General features: G+C 43.3%; 20 protein-coding genes. 17 read left to right on the top strand and 3 right to left on the bottom strand.

What is annotated here, in order from left to right:
- Positions 1 to 83: 83 nt before the first annotated feature.
- Positions 84 to 878 (bottom strand): C39 family peptidase, encoded by a 795-nt coding sequence (locus tag BA1_RS16000; RefSeq protein WP_008361109.1) that lies wholly within the window; start codon positions 876 to 878, stop codon positions 84 to 86.
- A gap of 232 nt (positions 879 to 1,110) precedes the next feature.
- Here BA1_RS16000 and BA1_RS15995 point away from each other — a divergent pair, with 232 nt between their 5' ends.
- From BA1_RS15995 to BA1_RS15915, 17 genes are all read left to right on the top strand, one after another.
- Entirely contained in the window at positions 1,111 to 2,286 is a 1,176-nt protein-coding gene (locus tag BA1_RS15995; RefSeq protein ID WP_008361107.1) for an ATP phosphoribosyltransferase regulatory subunit, read from the top strand.
- Positions 2,279 to 2,926, top strand: coding sequence for an ATP phosphoribosyltransferase (gene hisG, locus BA1_RS15990; protein ID WP_008361106.1), 648 nt, complete (start codon positions 2,279 to 2,281; stop codon positions 2,924 to 2,926). The genes BA1_RS15995 and hisG overlap by 8 nt, the downstream gene beginning before the upstream one ends.
- On the top strand, positions 2,923 to 4,206 hold the full coding sequence (gene hisD / locus BA1_RS15985; protein WP_008361104.1) for a histidinol dehydrogenase: 1,284 nt from the start codon (positions 2,923 to 2,925) through the stop codon (positions 4,204 to 4,206). Before hisG ends, hisD begins: the two co-directional genes overlap by 4 nt.
- Positions 4,207 to 4,208: 2 nt before the next feature.
- Positions 4,209 to 4,793, top strand: coding sequence for an imidazoleglycerol-phosphate dehydratase HisB (hisB, locus tag BA1_RS15980; RefSeq protein ID WP_008361102.1), 585 nt, complete (start codon positions 4,209 to 4,211; stop codon positions 4,791 to 4,793).
- Positions 4,793 to 5,431, top strand: a complete 639-nt coding sequence (gene hisH, locus BA1_RS15975) for an imidazole glycerol phosphate synthase subunit HisH (protein ID WP_008361100.1) — start codon at positions 4,793 to 4,795, stop codon at positions 5,429 to 5,431. Before hisB ends, hisH begins: the two co-directional genes overlap by 1 nt.
- Positions 5,428 to 6,165, top strand: a complete 738-nt coding sequence (gene hisA / locus BA1_RS15970; RefSeq protein ID WP_008361099.1) for a 1-(5-phosphoribosyl)-5-[(5-phosphoribosylamino)methylideneamino]imidazole-4-carboxamide isomerase — start codon at positions 5,428 to 5,430, stop codon at positions 6,163 to 6,165. Before hisH ends, hisA begins: the two co-directional genes overlap by 4 nt.
- Positions 6,162 to 6,920 (top strand): imidazole glycerol phosphate synthase subunit HisF, encoded by a 759-nt coding sequence (gene hisF / locus BA1_RS15965; RefSeq protein WP_008361096.1) that lies wholly within the window; start codon positions 6,162 to 6,164, stop codon positions 6,918 to 6,920. The genes hisA and hisF overlap by 4 nt, the downstream gene beginning before the upstream one ends.
- Positions 6,917 to 7,546, top strand: coding sequence for a bifunctional phosphoribosyl-AMP cyclohydrolase/phosphoribosyl-ATP diphosphatase HisIE (gene hisIE, locus BA1_RS15960; RefSeq protein WP_008361094.1), 630 nt, complete (start codon positions 6,917 to 6,919; stop codon positions 7,544 to 7,546). The genes hisF and hisIE overlap by 4 nt, the downstream gene beginning before the upstream one ends.
- A 130-nt stretch (positions 7,547 to 7,676) precedes the next feature.
- Positions 7,677 to 9,137 carry a tetratricopeptide repeat protein gene (locus BA1_RS15955; RefSeq protein WP_008361092.1) on the top strand — a complete coding sequence of 487 codons (1,461 nt, stop codon included), beginning with the start codon at positions 7,677 to 7,679 and terminating at the stop codon, positions 9,135 to 9,137.
- A gap of 365 nt (positions 9,138 to 9,502) precedes the next feature.
- Positions 9,503 to 10,891, top strand: a complete 1,389-nt coding sequence (locus BA1_RS15950; RefSeq protein WP_008361090.1) for a C40 family peptidase — start codon at positions 9,503 to 9,505, stop codon at positions 10,889 to 10,891.
- Between the two features lie 234 nt (positions 10,892 to 11,125).
- Positions 11,126 to 12,076: a thioredoxin-disulfide reductase gene (gene trxB, locus BA1_RS15945; RefSeq protein ID WP_008361089.1), complete on the top strand. Its 951-nt coding sequence runs from the start codon at positions 11,126 to 11,128 to the stop codon at positions 12,074 to 12,076.
- 356 nt (positions 12,077 to 12,432) lie between these two features.
- Positions 12,433 to 12,897 (top strand): 8-oxo-dGTP diphosphatase, encoded by a 465-nt coding sequence (locus BA1_RS15940; protein WP_008361087.1) that lies wholly within the window; start codon positions 12,433 to 12,435, stop codon positions 12,895 to 12,897.
- Positions 12,898 to 12,936: 39 nt separating this feature from the next.
- Positions 12,937 to 13,824, top strand: coding sequence for an RNase adapter RapZ (gene rapZ, locus BA1_RS15935; RefSeq protein WP_008361085.1), 888 nt, complete (start codon positions 12,937 to 12,939; stop codon positions 13,822 to 13,824).
- Positions 13,825 to 14,784: a gluconeogenesis factor YvcK family protein gene (locus BA1_RS15930; protein ID WP_008361083.1), complete on the top strand. Its 960-nt coding sequence runs from the start codon at positions 13,825 to 13,827 to the stop codon at positions 14,782 to 14,784.
- 17 nt (positions 14,785 to 14,801) lie between these two features.
- Complete coding sequence (gene whiA, locus BA1_RS15925) at positions 14,802 to 15,752, top strand: DNA-binding protein WhiA (RefSeq protein ID WP_008361080.1); 951 nt, start codon at positions 14,802 to 14,804, stop codon at positions 15,750 to 15,752.
- A 26-nt stretch (positions 15,753 to 15,778) separates the two neighbouring features.
- Complete coding sequence (locus tag BA1_RS15920; protein WP_008348124.1) at positions 15,779 to 16,036, top strand: HPr family phosphocarrier protein; 258 nt, start codon at positions 15,779 to 15,781, stop codon at positions 16,034 to 16,036.
- 40 nt (positions 16,037 to 16,076) lie between these two features.
- The gene (locus BA1_RS15915) at positions 16,077 to 16,820 is read left to right on the top strand and encodes an arylamine N-acetyltransferase family protein (protein WP_008361078.1); all 744 of its coding nucleotides are present in this window, start codon (positions 16,077 to 16,079) and stop codon (positions 16,818 to 16,820) included.
- Positions 16,821 to 16,870: 50 nt separating this feature from the next.
- On the opposite strand, the gene BA1_RS15910 is transcribed toward BA1_RS15915, so the two are convergent.
- Together BA1_RS15910 and BA1_RS19575 are read right to left on the bottom strand one after the other, a co-directional pair.
- Entirely contained in the window at positions 16,871 to 17,359 is a 489-nt protein-coding gene (locus tag BA1_RS15910; protein ID WP_008361076.1) for a ribonuclease, read from the bottom strand.
- A gap of 58 nt (positions 17,360 to 17,417) precedes the next feature.
- The coding region (locus BA1_RS19575; RefSeq protein ID WP_237739237.1) for a hypothetical protein at positions 17,418 to 17,601 on the bottom strand (184 nt) is incomplete at its 5' end.

The following is a 17,601-nucleotide window of genomic DNA, read 5'->3' as shown; positions in this document are numbered from 1 at the left end:
ACTCTTTAAATAATACAAAGTGCTAAAATAAAGATCATTTTAGCCCTTTGTCAACAATCTGAACCCCGCTGAAGAGCGGGGTTTTATGTTTTGATGATAACCGCTTGACTGCCCATCTGTTTCCAAGACTCCTCAAATTGATCGCGATCGACTTTTTGGTTCTTTTCTCCGTATGGGTTATTCAAGTAGACGTGTTCTTTGTCGTAGCCTGTGATCACTACGCTATGCATTTTAAAGCTGACATCTATTTTTCCATTTGGTGTATTCCATGTTTCGATGTTATCTGTTTTGGCAAAGGTCGATGTCGTAATGACCCAGACAGGATAGCCTTTTTCAAGTGATTCATAGATGGCTTTTTTGACTGACTTTCCCGTTAAGTCGACGGCTTGATTACCTGCATATTTTTTCGCAAGCTGATAAATGGGTCCATGGTACACACCAAGACCTGGTCCGTTTTCCATATCTCCTACAAACCCGTCTTCAGGGTTTCCTTTTAAGCCATTCTCATAATTGAGCGGAACACGCTTGATCTCATTTGCCAATGTGTTTTTTGTCACTTCTTTATAGCCGCTGTAATGAAGCAGCATCGCTAGGCTTGTGACCTCGCATCCATTATAAAGCCTTGGTGCATCCATTTGATTGTAGAGGATGACGTCCATGGCTTTTTTGCTTCCTTTTAATGTATGGGTTGTGGAATCTGTTTTTTTCGTTGAACGTGTTTCTTTTGCTGCTAGTGCGGTATCGTTCTCTTTTTCTTTGGCTTCTTCTTGCGACGAAGTGGTTTTCTTGACTTGGTTCATTTGTGAAACATAAATAAAGCCGAAATAAACAAGGGATGCGCACAACAAGGTTAAGATTAATGTCTGGATGAATTTCACTGTAATCTCCTGTGTTATTCAATATTTTTATGTATTATAGCATGTTCCAAAAGCAAACAGACCGAAAAGATTCAGGTGTCATTTTAATGTAATATATGAACAAATGATTAAAGAAAAAAGGGAAGAATAAAAATGATTGATTTAATCACTTTATTTTGTTAGCATATTATCATATTAGCGAACTAAAGGATTCGGAATTTTTTGTTTTAAAGTGTTGGAGGTGCAGAGGAACATGTTTATGTTTGAGAAACCATATGGTATGCGCGATTCATTACCAGGATTGTATGAGACGAAGAAAAAAGTGAGACATTCATTAACAGAGGTGATGTATGGTTGGGGTTATCGTTTGATGGAGACGCCAACGCTTGAATTTTACGATACAGTCGGTGTTCAATCGGCGATTACAGATACACAGCTGTTTAAGCTTCTTGATCAAAATGGTCAAACCCTTGTGCTTAGACCTGATATGACGGGGCCGATTGCGAGAGTCGCGGCTTCAAAGCTTCATGAACAGGCGTATCCCCTTCGCGTCGGTTATGCAGCCAATGTGTTTCGGGCGCAGGAAAGAGAAGGCGGAAGACCATCTGAGTTTGAGCAGGTCGGAATTGAATTAATTGGTGATGGTTCGATTAGTGCAGATGCTGAAGTTATCGCACTTGTCGTATTTGCATTAAAAAATGCCGGGCTTCAATCCTTTAAAATAGCGATCGGTCATGTTGCTTTGGCAGAAACGCTGTTTTTAGATGTACTTGGAAACACAGAACGTGCGAACGTACTGCGCCGTTTTTTATATGAAAAGAATTATGTGGGGTACAGGCAGCATGTGAAACAATTGTCACTCTCATCTATTGATAAAACGAGACTGCTGCAGCTTTTGGAGCTGCGCGGCGGGCAGGAAGTGATCCAGCGGGCAGAGGAGATCGTGGTGTCACAAGAGGGGAAAGAGGTGCTTGCAGAGTTAAAGGCGCTTTGGGAAACACTCGAGGATTACGGCTGTACAGAATATATTCGTTTGGATTTGAGTATGGTCAGTCATATGAGCTACTACACGGGGATTTTGTTTGAAGTATTTGCAGATCATGTTGGGTCTGTCATTGGAAGTGGAGGAAGGTACGATCAATTGCTTGCTCACTTTGATGCACCCGCACCAGCTACAGGGTTCGGTCTTCGTTTAGACCGTCTTCTTGAGGCCCTTGACGCCAAAGAAATGCATGAGCCGCAAGAGGCTGTGATTTTTAGTAAAGAGCAGAGACTTGAAGCATTTGCTTTTGCAGAAAAAGAGCGGTCAAAGGGCAAAAAGATCGTCCTGCAAGACTTAGCGGGTATCGAAAATATTGACGCAATGACCAAGGCATTTGAACAAGTGACTTATTTTATCGGTGCTAGAAAGGAAGAGCAGAATGGGTAAAGTGTTGACGATGGCAATGCCAAAGGGCCGGATATTTGAAGAAGCAGCAGGGCTGTTAAGACAGGCGGGGTATCAGCTGCCGGAGGAATTCGAGGATTCCAGAAAATTAATCATTGATGTACCGGAAGAAAACCTCCGCTTTATTTTAGCCAAGCCAATGGATGTGACGACATATGTAGAGCACGGTGTGGCGGATGTGGGCATTGCAGGGAAGGATGTCATGCTTGAAGAAGCTCGTGATGTGTACGAGGTGCTCGACTTAAACATCAGCAAATGTCATTTAGCTGTAGCCGGATTGCCAGGAGCCAGCTGGGGCGGAGTCGCGCCGCGTGTGGCAACGAAGTACCCAAACGTAGCCTCGTCCTATTTTAGAGAACAAGGTGAGCAGGTTGAGATCATTAAGCTAAATGGTTCCATTGAATTAGCGCCGCTCATCGGGCTTGCCGATCGAATTGTTGACATTGTTTCCACAGGTCAAACGCTTAAGGAAAATGGACTTGTGGAAACAGAGCATATTTGTGACATTACATCACGATTTATTGTCAATCCTGTGAGCTACCGAATGAAGGATGCGGTGATTGATAAAATGGCGCAGCGTCTGGCAAGAATCATCGAAGGAGAAGGGGAGGAATCATCATGAATATCACCTACATAAAAGAAGGTGAGACGAACAATCTCTCTCTTAAGCGGTCTTTAGATACAGGGACGGAAGAGCAGCGTCAGACTGTTCAGCGCATTATTGAAGAAGTGAGAAAAAACGGTGACGACGCTGTACGGTCTTTTACGAAGCAATTTGATGGTGTGTCGATTGAACATCCGCTTGTCACAGAGGATGAAATGAAAAAAGCCTACGAGCGTTTGGACAAAGAGATGGTTCAGATTATCCAAACGGCTATCAAGCATATTCGAACTTATCACGAGCGTCAGCTGACATCCTCTTGGTTTTATCACCAAAAGGACGGCTCGATGCTCGGACAAAAGGTGACCCCGCTTGATGCGGTCGGTGTGTATGTCCCGGGCGGAACAGCTGCCTATCCGTCATCTGTCTTAATGAATGTGATCCCGGCACTTGTCGCTGGTGTTGAACGAATTGTCCTTGTGACACCACCAGGGAAAGATGGCCGTCTATCTGACGCCGTCCTAGTTGCCGCGAAGGAGCTGGGCATTTCAGAAATGTACAAAATGGGTGGTGCTCAGGCGATTGCGGCACTTGCATATGGAACGGACAACATTCAGCCTGTTGATAAAATCACAGGTCCAGGAAACATTTATGTAGCACTGGCCAAGCGGGAAGTATTTGGTCAGGTAGACATTGATATGATTGCAGGTCCAAGTGAAATTGCCGTTCTAGCTGACGAAACGGCAGCTGCACATGAGGTGGCAGCTGATTTGCTTTCACAGGCAGAGCATGATGCATTGGCATCCAGTATTTTAGTGACACCGTCTCAAGCGCTTGCTGAGGAAGTGCAAGCAGAGGTGGATGCACAGCTGGACACTTTGCCAAGAAAATCAATCGCAGCACAATCCATTCAAGATCATGGCCGTATTTATGTGACAGAATCAATGGAGCGTGCAGTAGACGTCGTGAACCAGTTAGCACCAGAGCATTTAGAGGTACTCACAGCGTATCCAGAATCACTACTAGGTCAAATCAAACATGCAGGGGCGATTTTCTTAGGGCGCTATAGCCCAGAGCCGGTGGGTGATTACTTCGCAGGGCCGAATCATGTGCTGCCAACAAACGGAACAGCTAGATTTTCTAGTCCGCTGGGCGTCACTGATTTCCAAAAGAAAACAAGCATCATTTCATATAGCAAAGAAGCCTTTGAAACACATAGGGACAGCATAGCGGCTTTTGCCAGATTAGAAGGACTTGAAGCACATGCAAGGTCGATTGAAGCGAGAAAGCGGGAGGAATGAAAATGAGACAGGCGGAAACAACGAGACAAACAAATGAAACAAACATTTCATTGGCCTTAGAGATTGATGGGGAAGGAAAAGCAGATATTCAGACAGATGTTCCTTTTATGACGCACATGCTCGACTTATTCACGAAGCACGGACATTTTAACTTAACCGTAGATGCGAAAGGAGATACGGAGGTTGATGATCACCACACAACAGAAGATATCGGCATCGTGCTTGGTCAGATGTTTAAAGAAGCGCTTGGTGATAAAAAAGGAATCAAACGGTACGGATCGAGCTTTGTTCCAATGGATGAAACACTTGCTCAGGTCGTCGTCGACTTAAGCAATCGTCCTCATTTGGAAATGAGAGCCGCTTTCCCAAGCCAAAAGGTCGGCACATTTGATACGGAGCTGGTTCATGAGTTTCTGTGGAAATTTGCTCTTGAAGCACGGATCAATCTTCATGTGATTGTGCACTACGGAACCAATACTCACCATATGATTGAAGCCATTTTTAAAGCGATGGCACGTGCCTTAGATGAAGCAACAACCATTGATCCACGTGTGAAAGGGATTCCATCGACAAAGGGGATGCTCTAATGATCGGAGTCATTGACTATGGAATGGGGAATTTGTTTAGCGTATCAAAAGCACTGGAACGAGCAGGCGCCGCTTATATCGTGTCCTCTGAGGTGGAGGAGCTTAAAAAGGCAGATGCTTATATTTTGCCTGGGGTGGGGTCGTTTCGTGATGCGATGCAGCTGTTAAAACAGACAGGACTTGAGGCGTTTATTCACCAAGTCGTGCAGGAAGGAAAGCTGTTATTTGGCATTTGCCTTGGCATGCAGCTGTTGTTTGAAGAAAGCGAAGAAGGAGGGAAAACAAAAGGATTGGGTCTTTTAAAAGGACGTGTCGTTCTTTTAAAGGATCTTGATCAGGACGGGCAAAGGCTAAAGGTGCCTCATATGGGCTGGAACGAGCTCACATTTCACCAGCCGTCCCCGTTATTTGACGGAGTGCCTGAAGGCTTTGCGTATTTTGTCCACTCTTATTATGTGAGTGACATGAATCCAGAAGAACAATTGGCAAGTGCGGCGTATGGCGTACAAGTACCAGCAGTTGTTGGGAAGGGGAATGTGTTTGGAACGCAGTTTCACCCTGAAAAAAGCAGTACAACAGGAATGGCACTGCTCAAACGGTTTATTCAATTAGCAAACGAACAGAGGGTGAGCAAATGAGTGAATTTACATTATATCCAGCGATTGATATGAGAAATGGCAAATGTGTACGACTCGTGCAAGGAGATTATGATCAAGAAACCATTTATGGAGATTCACCGCTAGACATGGCCAGATTATTTGCAAATGAAGGCGCAAAATGGATTCATCTTGTTGATTTAGATGGCGCGAAAGCAGGAAAGCGCGTCAACCATGAGCATGTGCTGGCGATTGCTTCCGCCTTAGATGTGAATGTCCAAATTGGCGGCGGCATTCGGACAGAAGAAGACGTTGCATTTTATTTAAGCAATGGCGTATCTAGAGTCATCCTTGGCAGCTCGGCTGTGTCTAATCCAGACTTTGTGAAAAAGATGCTGTCACAATATGGCGAGAAAATAGCGATTGGCATTGATGCACGAAACGGTTTTGTATCGACTGAAGGCTGGCTTGAAACGTCGGAAGTAAAAGCAGAGGAACTCGGCAAGGAATTAGCAAAGGAAGGCGCAGAGGTCTTTATTTTCACCGATATTCAAATGGATGGCATGCTGTCTGGTCCAAATGTGGAAAGTACAGTTCGCTTAGCAGAAGCGACCGGTAAACAAGTCATTGCCTCAGGTGGTGTCAGTGCTGTTCGTGATCTACAAAAGCTGTCAGCGCAAAAACAGACAGGTGTGTCTGGTGCGATCATTGGCAAGGCACTGTACACAAAGCAATTTACGTTAGCAGAAGCGTTTGAAGGGCTTGACAGCTTATGATGACAAAACGAATCATTCCATGTCTTGATGTGAAGGAAGGGCGTGTTGTCAAAGGGATACAATTTCTGGGCTTAAAAGATGCTGGTGATCCGGTAGAATTAGCACAGATCTATGATGAGGAAGGGGCGGATGAACTCGTTTTTCTCGATATCTCAGCCTCTCATGAAGGTCGAAAAACAATGGTGGATGTGGTGAAACGAGTTGCGTCCACTCTTGCTATTCCATTCACTGTGGGCGGCGGGATTAACCACCTTGATGACATGAAGCGTATATTAAGAGCGGGGGCAGACAAGGTGTCTGTGAACACAGCGGCTGTTTTAAGACCGGAGCTAATAACAGAAGGAGCCGACTTTTTTGGTTCTCAATGTATTGTTGTGGCGATTGATGCGAAATACGATGAAAAGAAACAAGCTTACATGGTCTATACGCACGGAGGACGCCGTCAAACGGATTTAGAAGTGAGTGAGTGGGCGAAAGAAGCTGTGCTGAGAGGAGCGGGAGAGATCTTGCTGACAAGCATGGATGCCGATGGTGAGAAAACGGGCTTTGATCATCGTCTGACGAGGCTTGTGTCAGAAGCAGTCACAGTGCCAGTCATTGCTTCAGGAGGTGCTGGCAATGCGCAGCATATGCTCGAGGCGTTTACAAAAGGTGCAGCTGATGCCGCACTCGCAGCCTCTATTTTCCATTATAAAGAAACCTCCATTCAAGAGGTGAAGACATACTTGAGAGAACACGGGGTGAAGGTAAGATGAAACAGGCACACGAATTAACATTTAATGACGCAGGCCTCATTCCTGCGATTGTACAGGATGTTCAAAGTAAGGAAGTATTGACGCTGGCATATATGAATCAAGAATCCTATGAAAAAACGTTAGAGACAGGTGAAACATGGTTTTATAGCCGGTCGAGAAATGAGCTTTGGCACAAAGGAGCGACATCTGGACACACCCAGAAAGTCACATCCATTCGCTACGACTGTGATCAAGACGCTCTGCTTGTGCTTGTTACACCAAGTGGGCCAGCGTGCCATACTGGCAGTTATAGCTGTTTTTCGGAAGAAGACGTGAAGCGGCAAAGGGAAGAGCAGGATCGCTTTGCCATTTTAAATGAACTTGAACAGGTCATTGCAAAGCGTCAGGCAGAAATGCCAGAAGGAGCTTATACAACCTACCTTTTTGAAAAAGGGGTCGATAAAATCCTGAAAAAGGTGGGGGAAGAAGCTTCAGAGGTCATCATTGCCGCGAAGAACCGTGATCAAGAAGAATTGAAATGGGAAACAGCTGACCTTTTGTATCACCTTCTTGTGTTATTACGTGAACAGCAGCTGCCGCTTGATGATGTATTAAAGGTATTGAAAAAGCGCCATCAAGGGGAATGAAAAGCCGGGGATATCCTCGGCTTTTTACTTTTGAATGAAAAACAAATCCTTCCTTTCCTTTTGTTCTATGTGACGACTCGTGAAGTATGTTATACTACACTCGGTACACTGTTCGAAATGGAGGGTATCGGTGAGTAAATACACTTCTCAAAATAATCACACACAAGTCGTCCAGCTATTTCAAGATGGGCATTACTTTTTTCATAAAGGTCTAAAAGCATATAGAGAAAGAAATTTATCTAGGGCAAGCAAGCTCATCCAACGGGCGATTGTACTTGAGCCTGAAAATGTAGAAATGTTGTCACAGCTTGCGATCATTTATACTGAAATGGGTCATTACCAACAATCAAATGAACTGCTTGATTTTATCCTGGAACACTTGGATGAGAACATGTCAGAGTGTCACTATTTTAAAGCAAATAACTATGCCAATCTCGGACTGTTTCAAGAAGCATATAAGTCCGCTACTGCTTATGCTGCGCTGGAAGAAGACGGGGAATTTGCAGATGAAAATGACGATCTCCTCGATCTGCTTGATATGAGTGACGATGTTGATGAAGATTTTCCTTATGATCAGGATGATCTGATTGTGAAGCAGGATCAAGCCAACCATTTGCTGGAAAGCGGCAGGCTTGATGAAGCGATTGAGATGCTAGAACAGATGATTGTTGAGTATCCAGAATTTTGGTCAGCGTATAATAATCTCGCTTTGGCCTATTTTTATTCTGGTCAGATCCATCAGGCAAAAGAGATATTGAACCGGGTCCTTCATGAAAATCCCGGTAATCTGCATGCCCTTTGTAACCAGCTTGTTTTCTATCATTATGAAAAAGAAGAAGAAAAGGTCAACATGTTAGCAAAGCAATTAACGCACGTGTATCCAATATTAAGTGAACAGCGTTATAAGCTTGGTGCAACATTTGCCCTCGTTGGAGAATTTGAATGGGCGTTTAAATGGCTATATTCTTTGTATAAAACAGGTTTCCACGGAGATAGTACGTTTTTATACTGGCTGGCAAGTGCAGCCTATCACACGGGTCACAAAACGCTGGCGCAAACCGTCTGGGATAAGATGGTGGAAGAAGATATTGATGCGGATGAAATCAAACCGTGGCAAGATAAACCAGAGGATACTGAGCCAATGGTCTCAATTGAGGAACGGCTCACTGCGTACTATGTCAGCAAACAAAAAGGTGAACGTGACGTCTTACAATCTGTTCTCGATGCCCGCGCAGCGAAAACAGCCTTTGAACAGCAGTTCATTGAGCTGCTTTTATATGAAGATCAAATGGAAGAACGATCTTTTTCAGAAGATGCGGTCTTCGCAAAACAGGCGGCATCTGCTTTGGAAGAAGCGGTGCAGCCTGATAGCCACATGCCATATTTTTGGTTATTCCATATTATTCAGCAAGCACGCGCTTCAGGCGTAGAGAAGAAAAATGCCATTGCGTGGGCAGCGGCTTCTTATTATCTATGGATGAATGAACAAGAAGAAGCAGCTGTCAGCAAAAAAGAGATCGCAGCCTCTTTTCAGATCAGTGTTCAAACACTGTCCAAATATGAGCGTGTCATTTGTACGTTCATGATTTGAATAGGTAAATAGATTCAGATAACAGCAGCATGGCCAAAAAGGTCATGCTTTTTTCTTGGATAAAAAGGTGGGATTTGCTAGGATTTGGCGAAGTATGACAATCTCGACATCTATTTGAAACATAAATGTAATAAAAATATTAGCTCATTTTGTCGATGTGTCATGTATAATGAAACTCGTGGATTAAAACAAAGACATATATTTAAATATTTTACTATACATAATGCAACACCTAGTGATAGAAACAATCTGGTCAACATCTGACTGAATCATCAGGAAGAAAGACATGGAAAGCACAGATTGGTCGCAGAGAATTTGTTGCTTTCTTATGTCACTTGGGAAATTGTCAAAGGAGGAACTTATACGTGAAAAAGTTTATGACTTTCGGTTTAGCTTCTGTGATTGGAGCGAGCGGTTTATTTATCCCATTTACTCATGAAGCAAATGCACAGAACTTTGAACAAAAGAAACAAGAACTAGACAGCAAGCAATCTGAGGTTAACAAAAATCTTCAAAAGAAAAAAGAAGAGCTTTCTAAGCTTGAAGCAAAACAAGAAGCACTTGCGCTAAAGCTAAAAGAAATTGACGAAAAAGCTTTAAAAACAAGTGATCAAATCGAAGAAAAACAAAAAGAAAACGAAAAAACAAAAAAAGAAATCAAAGCACTGAAAAAAGAAATTGCTGATACAGAAAAACGTATCGAAGAAAGAAACGAATTCTTGAAAAAGCGTGTGCGTGCGCTTCAAGAAAGCGGCGGTTCTACGAAATACATAGATGTATTACTAGGAGCAAAAAGCTTTAGCGATTTCATTAGCCGTGCAGGTGCTGTATCTACATTAATCAACGCAGACAGCGAAATCATTAAAGAACAAGAAAGAGACAAAGCGGAGCTTCAAAAGTCGGAAAACGAACTCAACACAAAGCTTGAAAATGTTCAAACGACACTGGCAAAGCTTGAAACACTTCAATCAGACTTGAATAAACAGCTTGATGAAAAAGACAAGCTATTCAAGCAAGTGAAAAAGCAAAAAGGAAGTGCTTCTTCTGCAATCAGCGAGTTAAGCAGCGAGGCTGACAGCATTGCATCTGAAAAAGACGCAACGATTGCTGCTCAAAAACAAGCTGAAAAAGAAGCAAGAGAAGCTGCTCAAAAAGCTGCTCAAAAAGCAGCAGAAGAAAAAGTACAAAGACAACAGCAGCGTCAAGCAAGTGTTCAAACGGACGACAACAGCTCTAATAACGATAGCGGCGGCTCGTCTTCAAATAACAGTGGTCCTTCTAATAACAACAACAGCAGTTCACCAAGCAAGAAGCCATCTTCTGGCGGTGGATCACCTGTCAGCAATAACGTAGGCGGAATCGAAGGCGCAATCAGCACAGGTTCTAGCATTGTTGGACAATCTCCATATAAATGGGGTGGCGGCAGATCACAAGCTGATATCAACGCACGTCGTTTTGACTGTTCTTCATTCGTTCGCTGGGCATTCGCATCAGCAGGTATTAACCTTGGACCAGTTGGCGGTACAACAACAGATACGCTTGTAGGTAAAGGAAGAGCTGTAAGTGCATCTGATATGAAACGCGGAGACCTAGTGTTCTTTGATACGTATAAAGTAAATGGACACGTTGGTATTTACTTAGGAAACGGTACATTCTTGAATGATAACAGCTCTCGCGGTGTTTCAGTTGACTCAATGAGCAACGTATACTGGAAAAAAGCATTCAATGGCGTTGTAAGAAGAGTCGTTGAATAAATCATTACTTTTTATATAACCGTAAACAGGCTTCCTTAAACAGCAGTTTAAGGAAGCTTTTTCTTTTTTTGAAGATATGAGCAAATGATTCGCTTATTACCCGCAGATTTTATAGGATATGGGTAAGGAATAAAAGCTATGAATGGAATTGATGCTCTCTGTCATGAATGGAAGCATCACCCAAGGGCATTCTAATAAGAAATGCTAGCAGCAATTGAAGAGGGAGTGACAGTTGTGTCAGAAGAAAAAATTTACGATACGATCATCATTGGAGCGGGTCCTGCCGGAATGACAGCCGCTGTTTATACATCAAGGGGAAATCTTTCAACACTCATGATTGAAAGAGGCATTCCAGGCGGACAAATGGCAAATACGGAAGATGTCGAGAACTATCCTGGCTTTGAAAGCATTTTAGGGCCGGAACTTTCAAATAAAATGTTTGAGCATGCGAAGAAATTCGGTGCGGAATATGCATACGGTGATATTAAAGAAATTGTTGACGGTGAAGAGTACAAAATCGTCAAAGCCGGTTCAAAAGAATACAAAGGACGCTCTGTCATTATTGCGGCAGGTGCTGAATACAAAAAAATCGGTGTACCAGGTGAAAAAGAACTTGGCGGCCGCGGCGTATCCTACTGTGCGGTATGTGATGGTGCTTTCTTTAAAAATAAAGAGCTTGTGGTCATCGGCGGCGGAGACTCTGCGGTAGAAGAGGGTGTTTACCTCACACGCTTTGCGTCAAAAGTAACGATTGTCCATAGACGCGACAAACTTCGTGCTCAAAGCATTTTACAAGCACGAGCATTTGATAATGAAAAAATTGACTTCATGTGGAATAAAACCGTCAAAGAGATCAATGAAGAAAACGGGAAAGTCGGCAGTGTGACATTAATTGATACTGTGACAGGTGAGGAAGAAGTGTTCAAAACAGATGGCGTCTTTATTTACATCGGTATGCTGCCACTGTCTAAACCATTTGAAAATCTAGGGATTACAAATGAAGAAGGCTACATCGAGACAAACGAAAGAATGGAAACAAAAGTGGAAGGCATTTTCGCAGCGGGCGATATTCGCGAAAAAACACTTCGTCAAATTGTCACAGCAACAGGTGACGGAAGTATTGCAGCACAGAGTGCACAGCATTATGTAGAAGAGCTTGCTGAAAAGCTAAAGGCAATGAAATAAACAGCTGTCGTAAATCCTTAATATTGCGTCACGGGCTTTTAACTGGAATGTAACACGGGTGAAACAATTATCCGTTATGATAAAACTAGTAATTGACCCCCTTTTATAAGGAATACATGTTTGGCACGGATGTGAATCCGTGTCCTTTTTTTGCATAAAAACAGAAATTCACGAGATGTTCACAAATGACGCATGGAGACCCGCTAGATGTTGTAAAATAAAGAGTAGAGAAACTGCCCGTTACATCATTCAGACGAAATCCTGTCTGTTTTCGGTGAAGAACGGGCATGTTCATTGTGGGAGTCAGGATGAACCTGTATAATAAGAAAAAGACATAAAAGAGTAGGTGACAGCTGATGCAACGAGTAACCAATTGTGTGCTGCATCACGAAGATCAAGTTCTCTTGCTGCAAAAGCCAAGACGCGGCTGGTGGGTAGCACCTGGCGGCAAAATGGAGAGCGGAGAATCGGTCAAGGATTCAGTCGTTCGAGAGTTTAGAGAAGAAACAGGCATTTATATTTTAAATCCGCAGCTAAAAGGTGTGTTTACCTTTATCATAAAAGAAGGCGACCAAATTGTTCAAGAGTGGATGATGTTCACCTTTATGGCAGATTCTTTTACTGGGAATAACGTGTCAGAGTCGGAGGAAGGTATTTTAAAATGGCATGACGTAAAGGATGTACCTAGTTTGCCAATGGCTCCTGGAGATTCCCATATTCTTGATTTCATGCTGAAAGGAAAAGGACTTCTTCACGGTACCTTTACGTATACACCAGATTTTGAGCTGATTGCTTATCGATTAGATCCTCAAGGAGACTAATATATGAACCGTTTTCATAAAGAAGGAGAGGGAGCAGGCATGAATACGCACAAACAAGATGATATTCAGCTTGTGATTATAACAGGGATGTCAGGTGCGGGGAAAACCGTTGCCATCCAAAGCTTTGAAGACTTAGGCTACTTCTGTGTGGATAACTTACCGCCATCACTTTTACCGAAATTTCTAGAGCTCATGAAGGAATCCAATTCAAAGATGAGCAAGGTAGCCCTTGTGATGGATTTGCGCGGACGCGAATTCTTTGATAGCTTAATTGCTGCTTTAGATGATATGAGCGATATTGGCTGGATTACACCAAGGATTCTCTTTTTAGATGCAAACGATAAGGTGCTTGTCTCAAGATACAAAGAAACGAGACGTTCGCATCCGCTTGCGACAACAGGTCTGCCGCTTGAAGGGATTGCCATGGAGCGCGAGCTGTTAGAGGAGTTAAAGGGCCGGTCTCAAATGATTTTTGATACATCGGATTTGAAACCAAAACAGCTCCGAGAAAAGATTGTCACACACTTTGCCACGAATCAGGGGCAAGTGTTTACAGTGAATGTCATGTCATTTGGCTTTAAATATGGTCTGCCGATTGATGCTGATCTTGTATTTGATGTGAGATTCTTACCGAATCCCTACTATATCGAGAGTATGCGTCCACAGACTGGAAATGATGAAGAAGTACGCTCCTATGTCATGAAGTGGAGTGAAACGCAAAAATTCACGGAGAAATTAATCGACCTTCTCAGCTTTATGCTTCCGTCCTATAAACGAGAAGGGAAAAGCCAGCTTGTGATCGCCATTGGTTGTACAGGCGGCCAGCATCGCTCCGTAACGCTAGCCAACTATTTAGCGGAGTATTTTAAAAACGATTACTATACACATGTCACTCACCGGGACATTGAGAAGAGAAGTAGAAAATAGATGACGACACTACCAAAGGTTGTCATTCTTGGCGGCGGCACTGGCTTATCTGTTTTACTCAGAGGGCTAAAAACAAAGCCAGTGGACATTACCGCCATTGTGACGGTTGCTGATGATGGAGGCAGCTCAGGGAGACTTCGTCATGATTTGAATATTCCGCCCCCAGGCGATATTCGAAATGTACTTGCGGCACTCTCTGATGTTGAACCGCTTGTTGAAGATCTATTTCAGCACCGTTTTAATAAAGGGAATGACTTAACAGGCCACTCTCTCGGAAACCTCATTCTTGCGGCCATGACAAATATAACCGGTGATTTTTTTCATGCCGTCACGGAAATGAGCAAGGTCTTAAATGTGAGAGGGAAAGTATTGCCAGCAGCGAATTCAAGTGTTGTTCTTCATGCAGAATTAGAAAACGGGCAAGTGGTGACAGGAGAATCGAAAATTCCGACCTATGGTGAACGAATTAAACGAGTCTTTCTTACACCTGATACGATTGAACCGCTGCCCGAATCTATTCAAGTCATCCGTGAGGCTGATTTGATCGTCATCGGTCCTGGCAGCTTGTATACCAGTATTTTGCCCAACCTGCTTGTCCCGCATATTGGAGAAGAAGTGATTCGGTCTAAGGCGAAAAAAGTGTATATTTGCAATGTCATGACGCAGCCAGGGGAAACGCTTTCCTACAGTGCAGCTGATCATGTGCAGGCACTAAACGATCATATGGCCCGGCCATTTATTGATACGATTTTTGTAAACAATAAAGAAATTCCAGAAGAAATCAAAGCAAAATATGCAGAAGAGCAGGCGCAGCCTGTACAATTCGACACTGATGTACTCGAAGCCATGGGACTAGAAGTCATCCGTGGAGAAATCATTACATATGATCAGAATGTCATTCGTCACGATACGCTGAAAGTAGCCTCACTGCTCGTCGAACTGCTGCATCAGAAAAAATAGGAATGGGGGTGGCAAGGATGTCATTTGCATCCGAAACAAAAAAAGAGCTGACTAATCTGGAAGTGAAGGACTGCTGCACAAAAGCAGAGCTTTCTGCCCTCATCCGTATGAACGGTTCATTATCTTTCTCTAATCGAAAATTGATTTTAGATATACAGACAGAGAACGCAGCCATTGCAAGACGTATTTATACCCTGTTGAAAAAGAAATACGATGTCACAGTCGAGTTGCTCGTTCGTAAAAAAATGAGATTAAAGAAGAATAATGTATATATTGTCAGACTGGTAGAACGAGCGAAACCGATTTTAGAGGATTTAAAAATATTAGGTGAACAATTTGTATTTGAGCGCAATATTTCAGAGGAACTTGTGAAGAAAAGATGCTGCAAGCGCTCCTATATGAGAGGTGCTTTTTTAGCAGGCGGTTCTGTGAATAACCCAGAAACCTCTTCGTATCACCTTGAGATTTTTTCACTATACAAGGAACATAATGATGCCCTTTGTGAGCTGATGAATCAATTCCATCTCAACAGTAAAACACTTGAACGCAAAAAAGGGTATATTACGTACATGAAGGAAGCTGAGAAAATTACGGAGTTTTTAAGTGTCGTAGGTGCTCATAACTCATTGCTTCGTTTTGAAGACGTGCGAATCGTCCGAGATATGAGAAATTCCGTGAACCGGCTCGTTAATTGTGAAACAGCAAACTTGAATAAAACAATCGGTGCCTCACTGCGTCAGGTCGAAAACATTCAATTCATTGATGAAAAGATTGGACTTGATGCCCTGCCGGATAAGCTGCGTGAAATTGCGAAACTGCGTATTGACTACCAAGAAGTCACACTAAAGGAACTTGGCGAAATGGTGGAAAGCGGCAAGATCAGCAAATCAGGTATTAACCACCGTTTAAGAAAGCTAGATCAAATTGCAGAACAATTAAGAAACGGACAAGCTGTTACACTCAAATAGGGAAATAAAAAAGGGAGGCAGATCATATGGTGGAAAAAACGGTCACAATTCAGCTGAAAACAGGCTTACAGGCACGTCCGGCTGCTTTGTTCGTTCAAGAAGCCAATCGCTTTGGTGCTGATATTTTTCTAGAGAAAGATGGAAAAAAGGTCAATGCAAAGAGTATTATGGGGCTTATGAGTCTTGCGATCAGCTCTGGGGTTACCGTCAAACTGATAGCAGATGGTGCAGATGAACAGGAAGCCATTGATGCGTTAACAGATTTTATCAATCAAGAAAACTGAGTCTCTTCAAAGGCTCAGTTTTTTTCAGGAGGGGATGTTGATGATCCAAACAGCTTTTTTGCAGAAAATTGGTTGCGAGGCCGAGTCTATTACGTTTGAACAGTTGCCTGATGTACTCAGGAAGATGGCCTATACCTTTCCTTTTGAAAATAGATCTGTGCTCAATAAACATTCCTATGCTTTGGATCAAGAAGGACTGAAGCAGCATCTTCTTGAAGGAAAGAGAGGCGGGCTCTGCTATGACCTTAATCCACTTTTATATTATGTGTTAAAAGAGGCAGGCCTCATTGTACAGCTCGTTCAAGGGACCGTGTATCACAAAGAAGCGGAGAAGTGGGCAATTGATGGGACGCATGTAGCCATAGTCCTTAAACAGAACCACGAGCCTTTTCTCATTGATGCAGGGTTTGGTGTGAATGTCCCCCTTCAGCCTGTGCCTTTTACAGGTGAATGGGTGGAAGCAGCGTCCATTCGTTTTCGAGTGAAAGCAGAGGAAACAGAAAAAGGCACCCACTTACTCCAATTGGACAGGGGAGCGGGCGCTGTGACAGGTTATGCTTTCACATTAAAAGAAGTCGGTGAAGGGACATTAGAGCAGCTGCGGCATGAGATTTATGAAAATGAAGCTTCGCCTTTTAACAAAAGACCACTTGCTTCAAAGCTGACACCTACAGGGCGTGTTGTCGTGACAGAAGATCATGTCACCACACATGAACAGGATGAAGTATTAAAAAAACCACTCACACAACCGTTTGAGGAGTACGTACAAAAACTGCTTCCATAAACCACATGAAAGAGACAGCCCGTTTGACTTAGGGCTGTCTCTTTCAATGATCAACGAATCCGTGTGAATGTCGCATAGTGATCGGTTGTTTTATAAATGAGCCAGTCACTTGAGTAAACGAGGCGGTCAGCATTACGGAAGCCAGAGACGTAGTTGATGTCAGCCTCACGCCATGTTCGGCCGCTTGCTGAAGGAAGACGTCCCTCCCGGTTAGAAAAAACATCTCCACCGATGCTTTTTCCTGGTGCGACTTCCGCTAAATTCCCCTTCGATGCCACCCATCCGAGAGCGCTCGCTTGAGATTTTGTGATGTAATTATCAGGCAGTCGTTTATAGCTGATCAGGTAATCAGCTACACCATCAAATGTATTAATGACGGCAAGGGTGCGAAGGTCTGGTGCAAGCTGAATTGAAGCTGTTTCATTTGTGGCTGTTGGTGTAAGAGGTGTTTCTGCATGAGCTTGCTGCGGGATAAATCCAGAAAACAGAATGGCAGCGATCAGAGCAAACATGGTGAAAATCGAACTTATTTTTTTCATCTTCATCCTCCTCAAAAGGAAATGGGATGTCGTCCTCTTGTTGCTTGTCTACCTCATATTATAGCACCCGCACATGAAGGAAATGTAAAGAATCAGGAGATTGGCGAAAATGAGACTTTTCTCCCGAGTCCCTCCAGATGACATAAATAAAAAGACGCAGTTCCCTGCGTCCCAGCGTGTAGACAAGAACTCGAATTCGGTCTCCGTAATGCGTGCCGGTGATAACGATTTTATAATTTGAT

It is taken from the genome of Bacillus xiamenensis, from assembly GCF_000300535.1.
Lineage (GTDB): Bacteria > Bacillota > Bacilli > Bacillales > Bacillaceae > Bacillus > Bacillus xiamenensis.
Note: the sequence above shows the minus strand (reverse complement) of the source record. Positions and strands in the feature narration are given on the sequence as shown.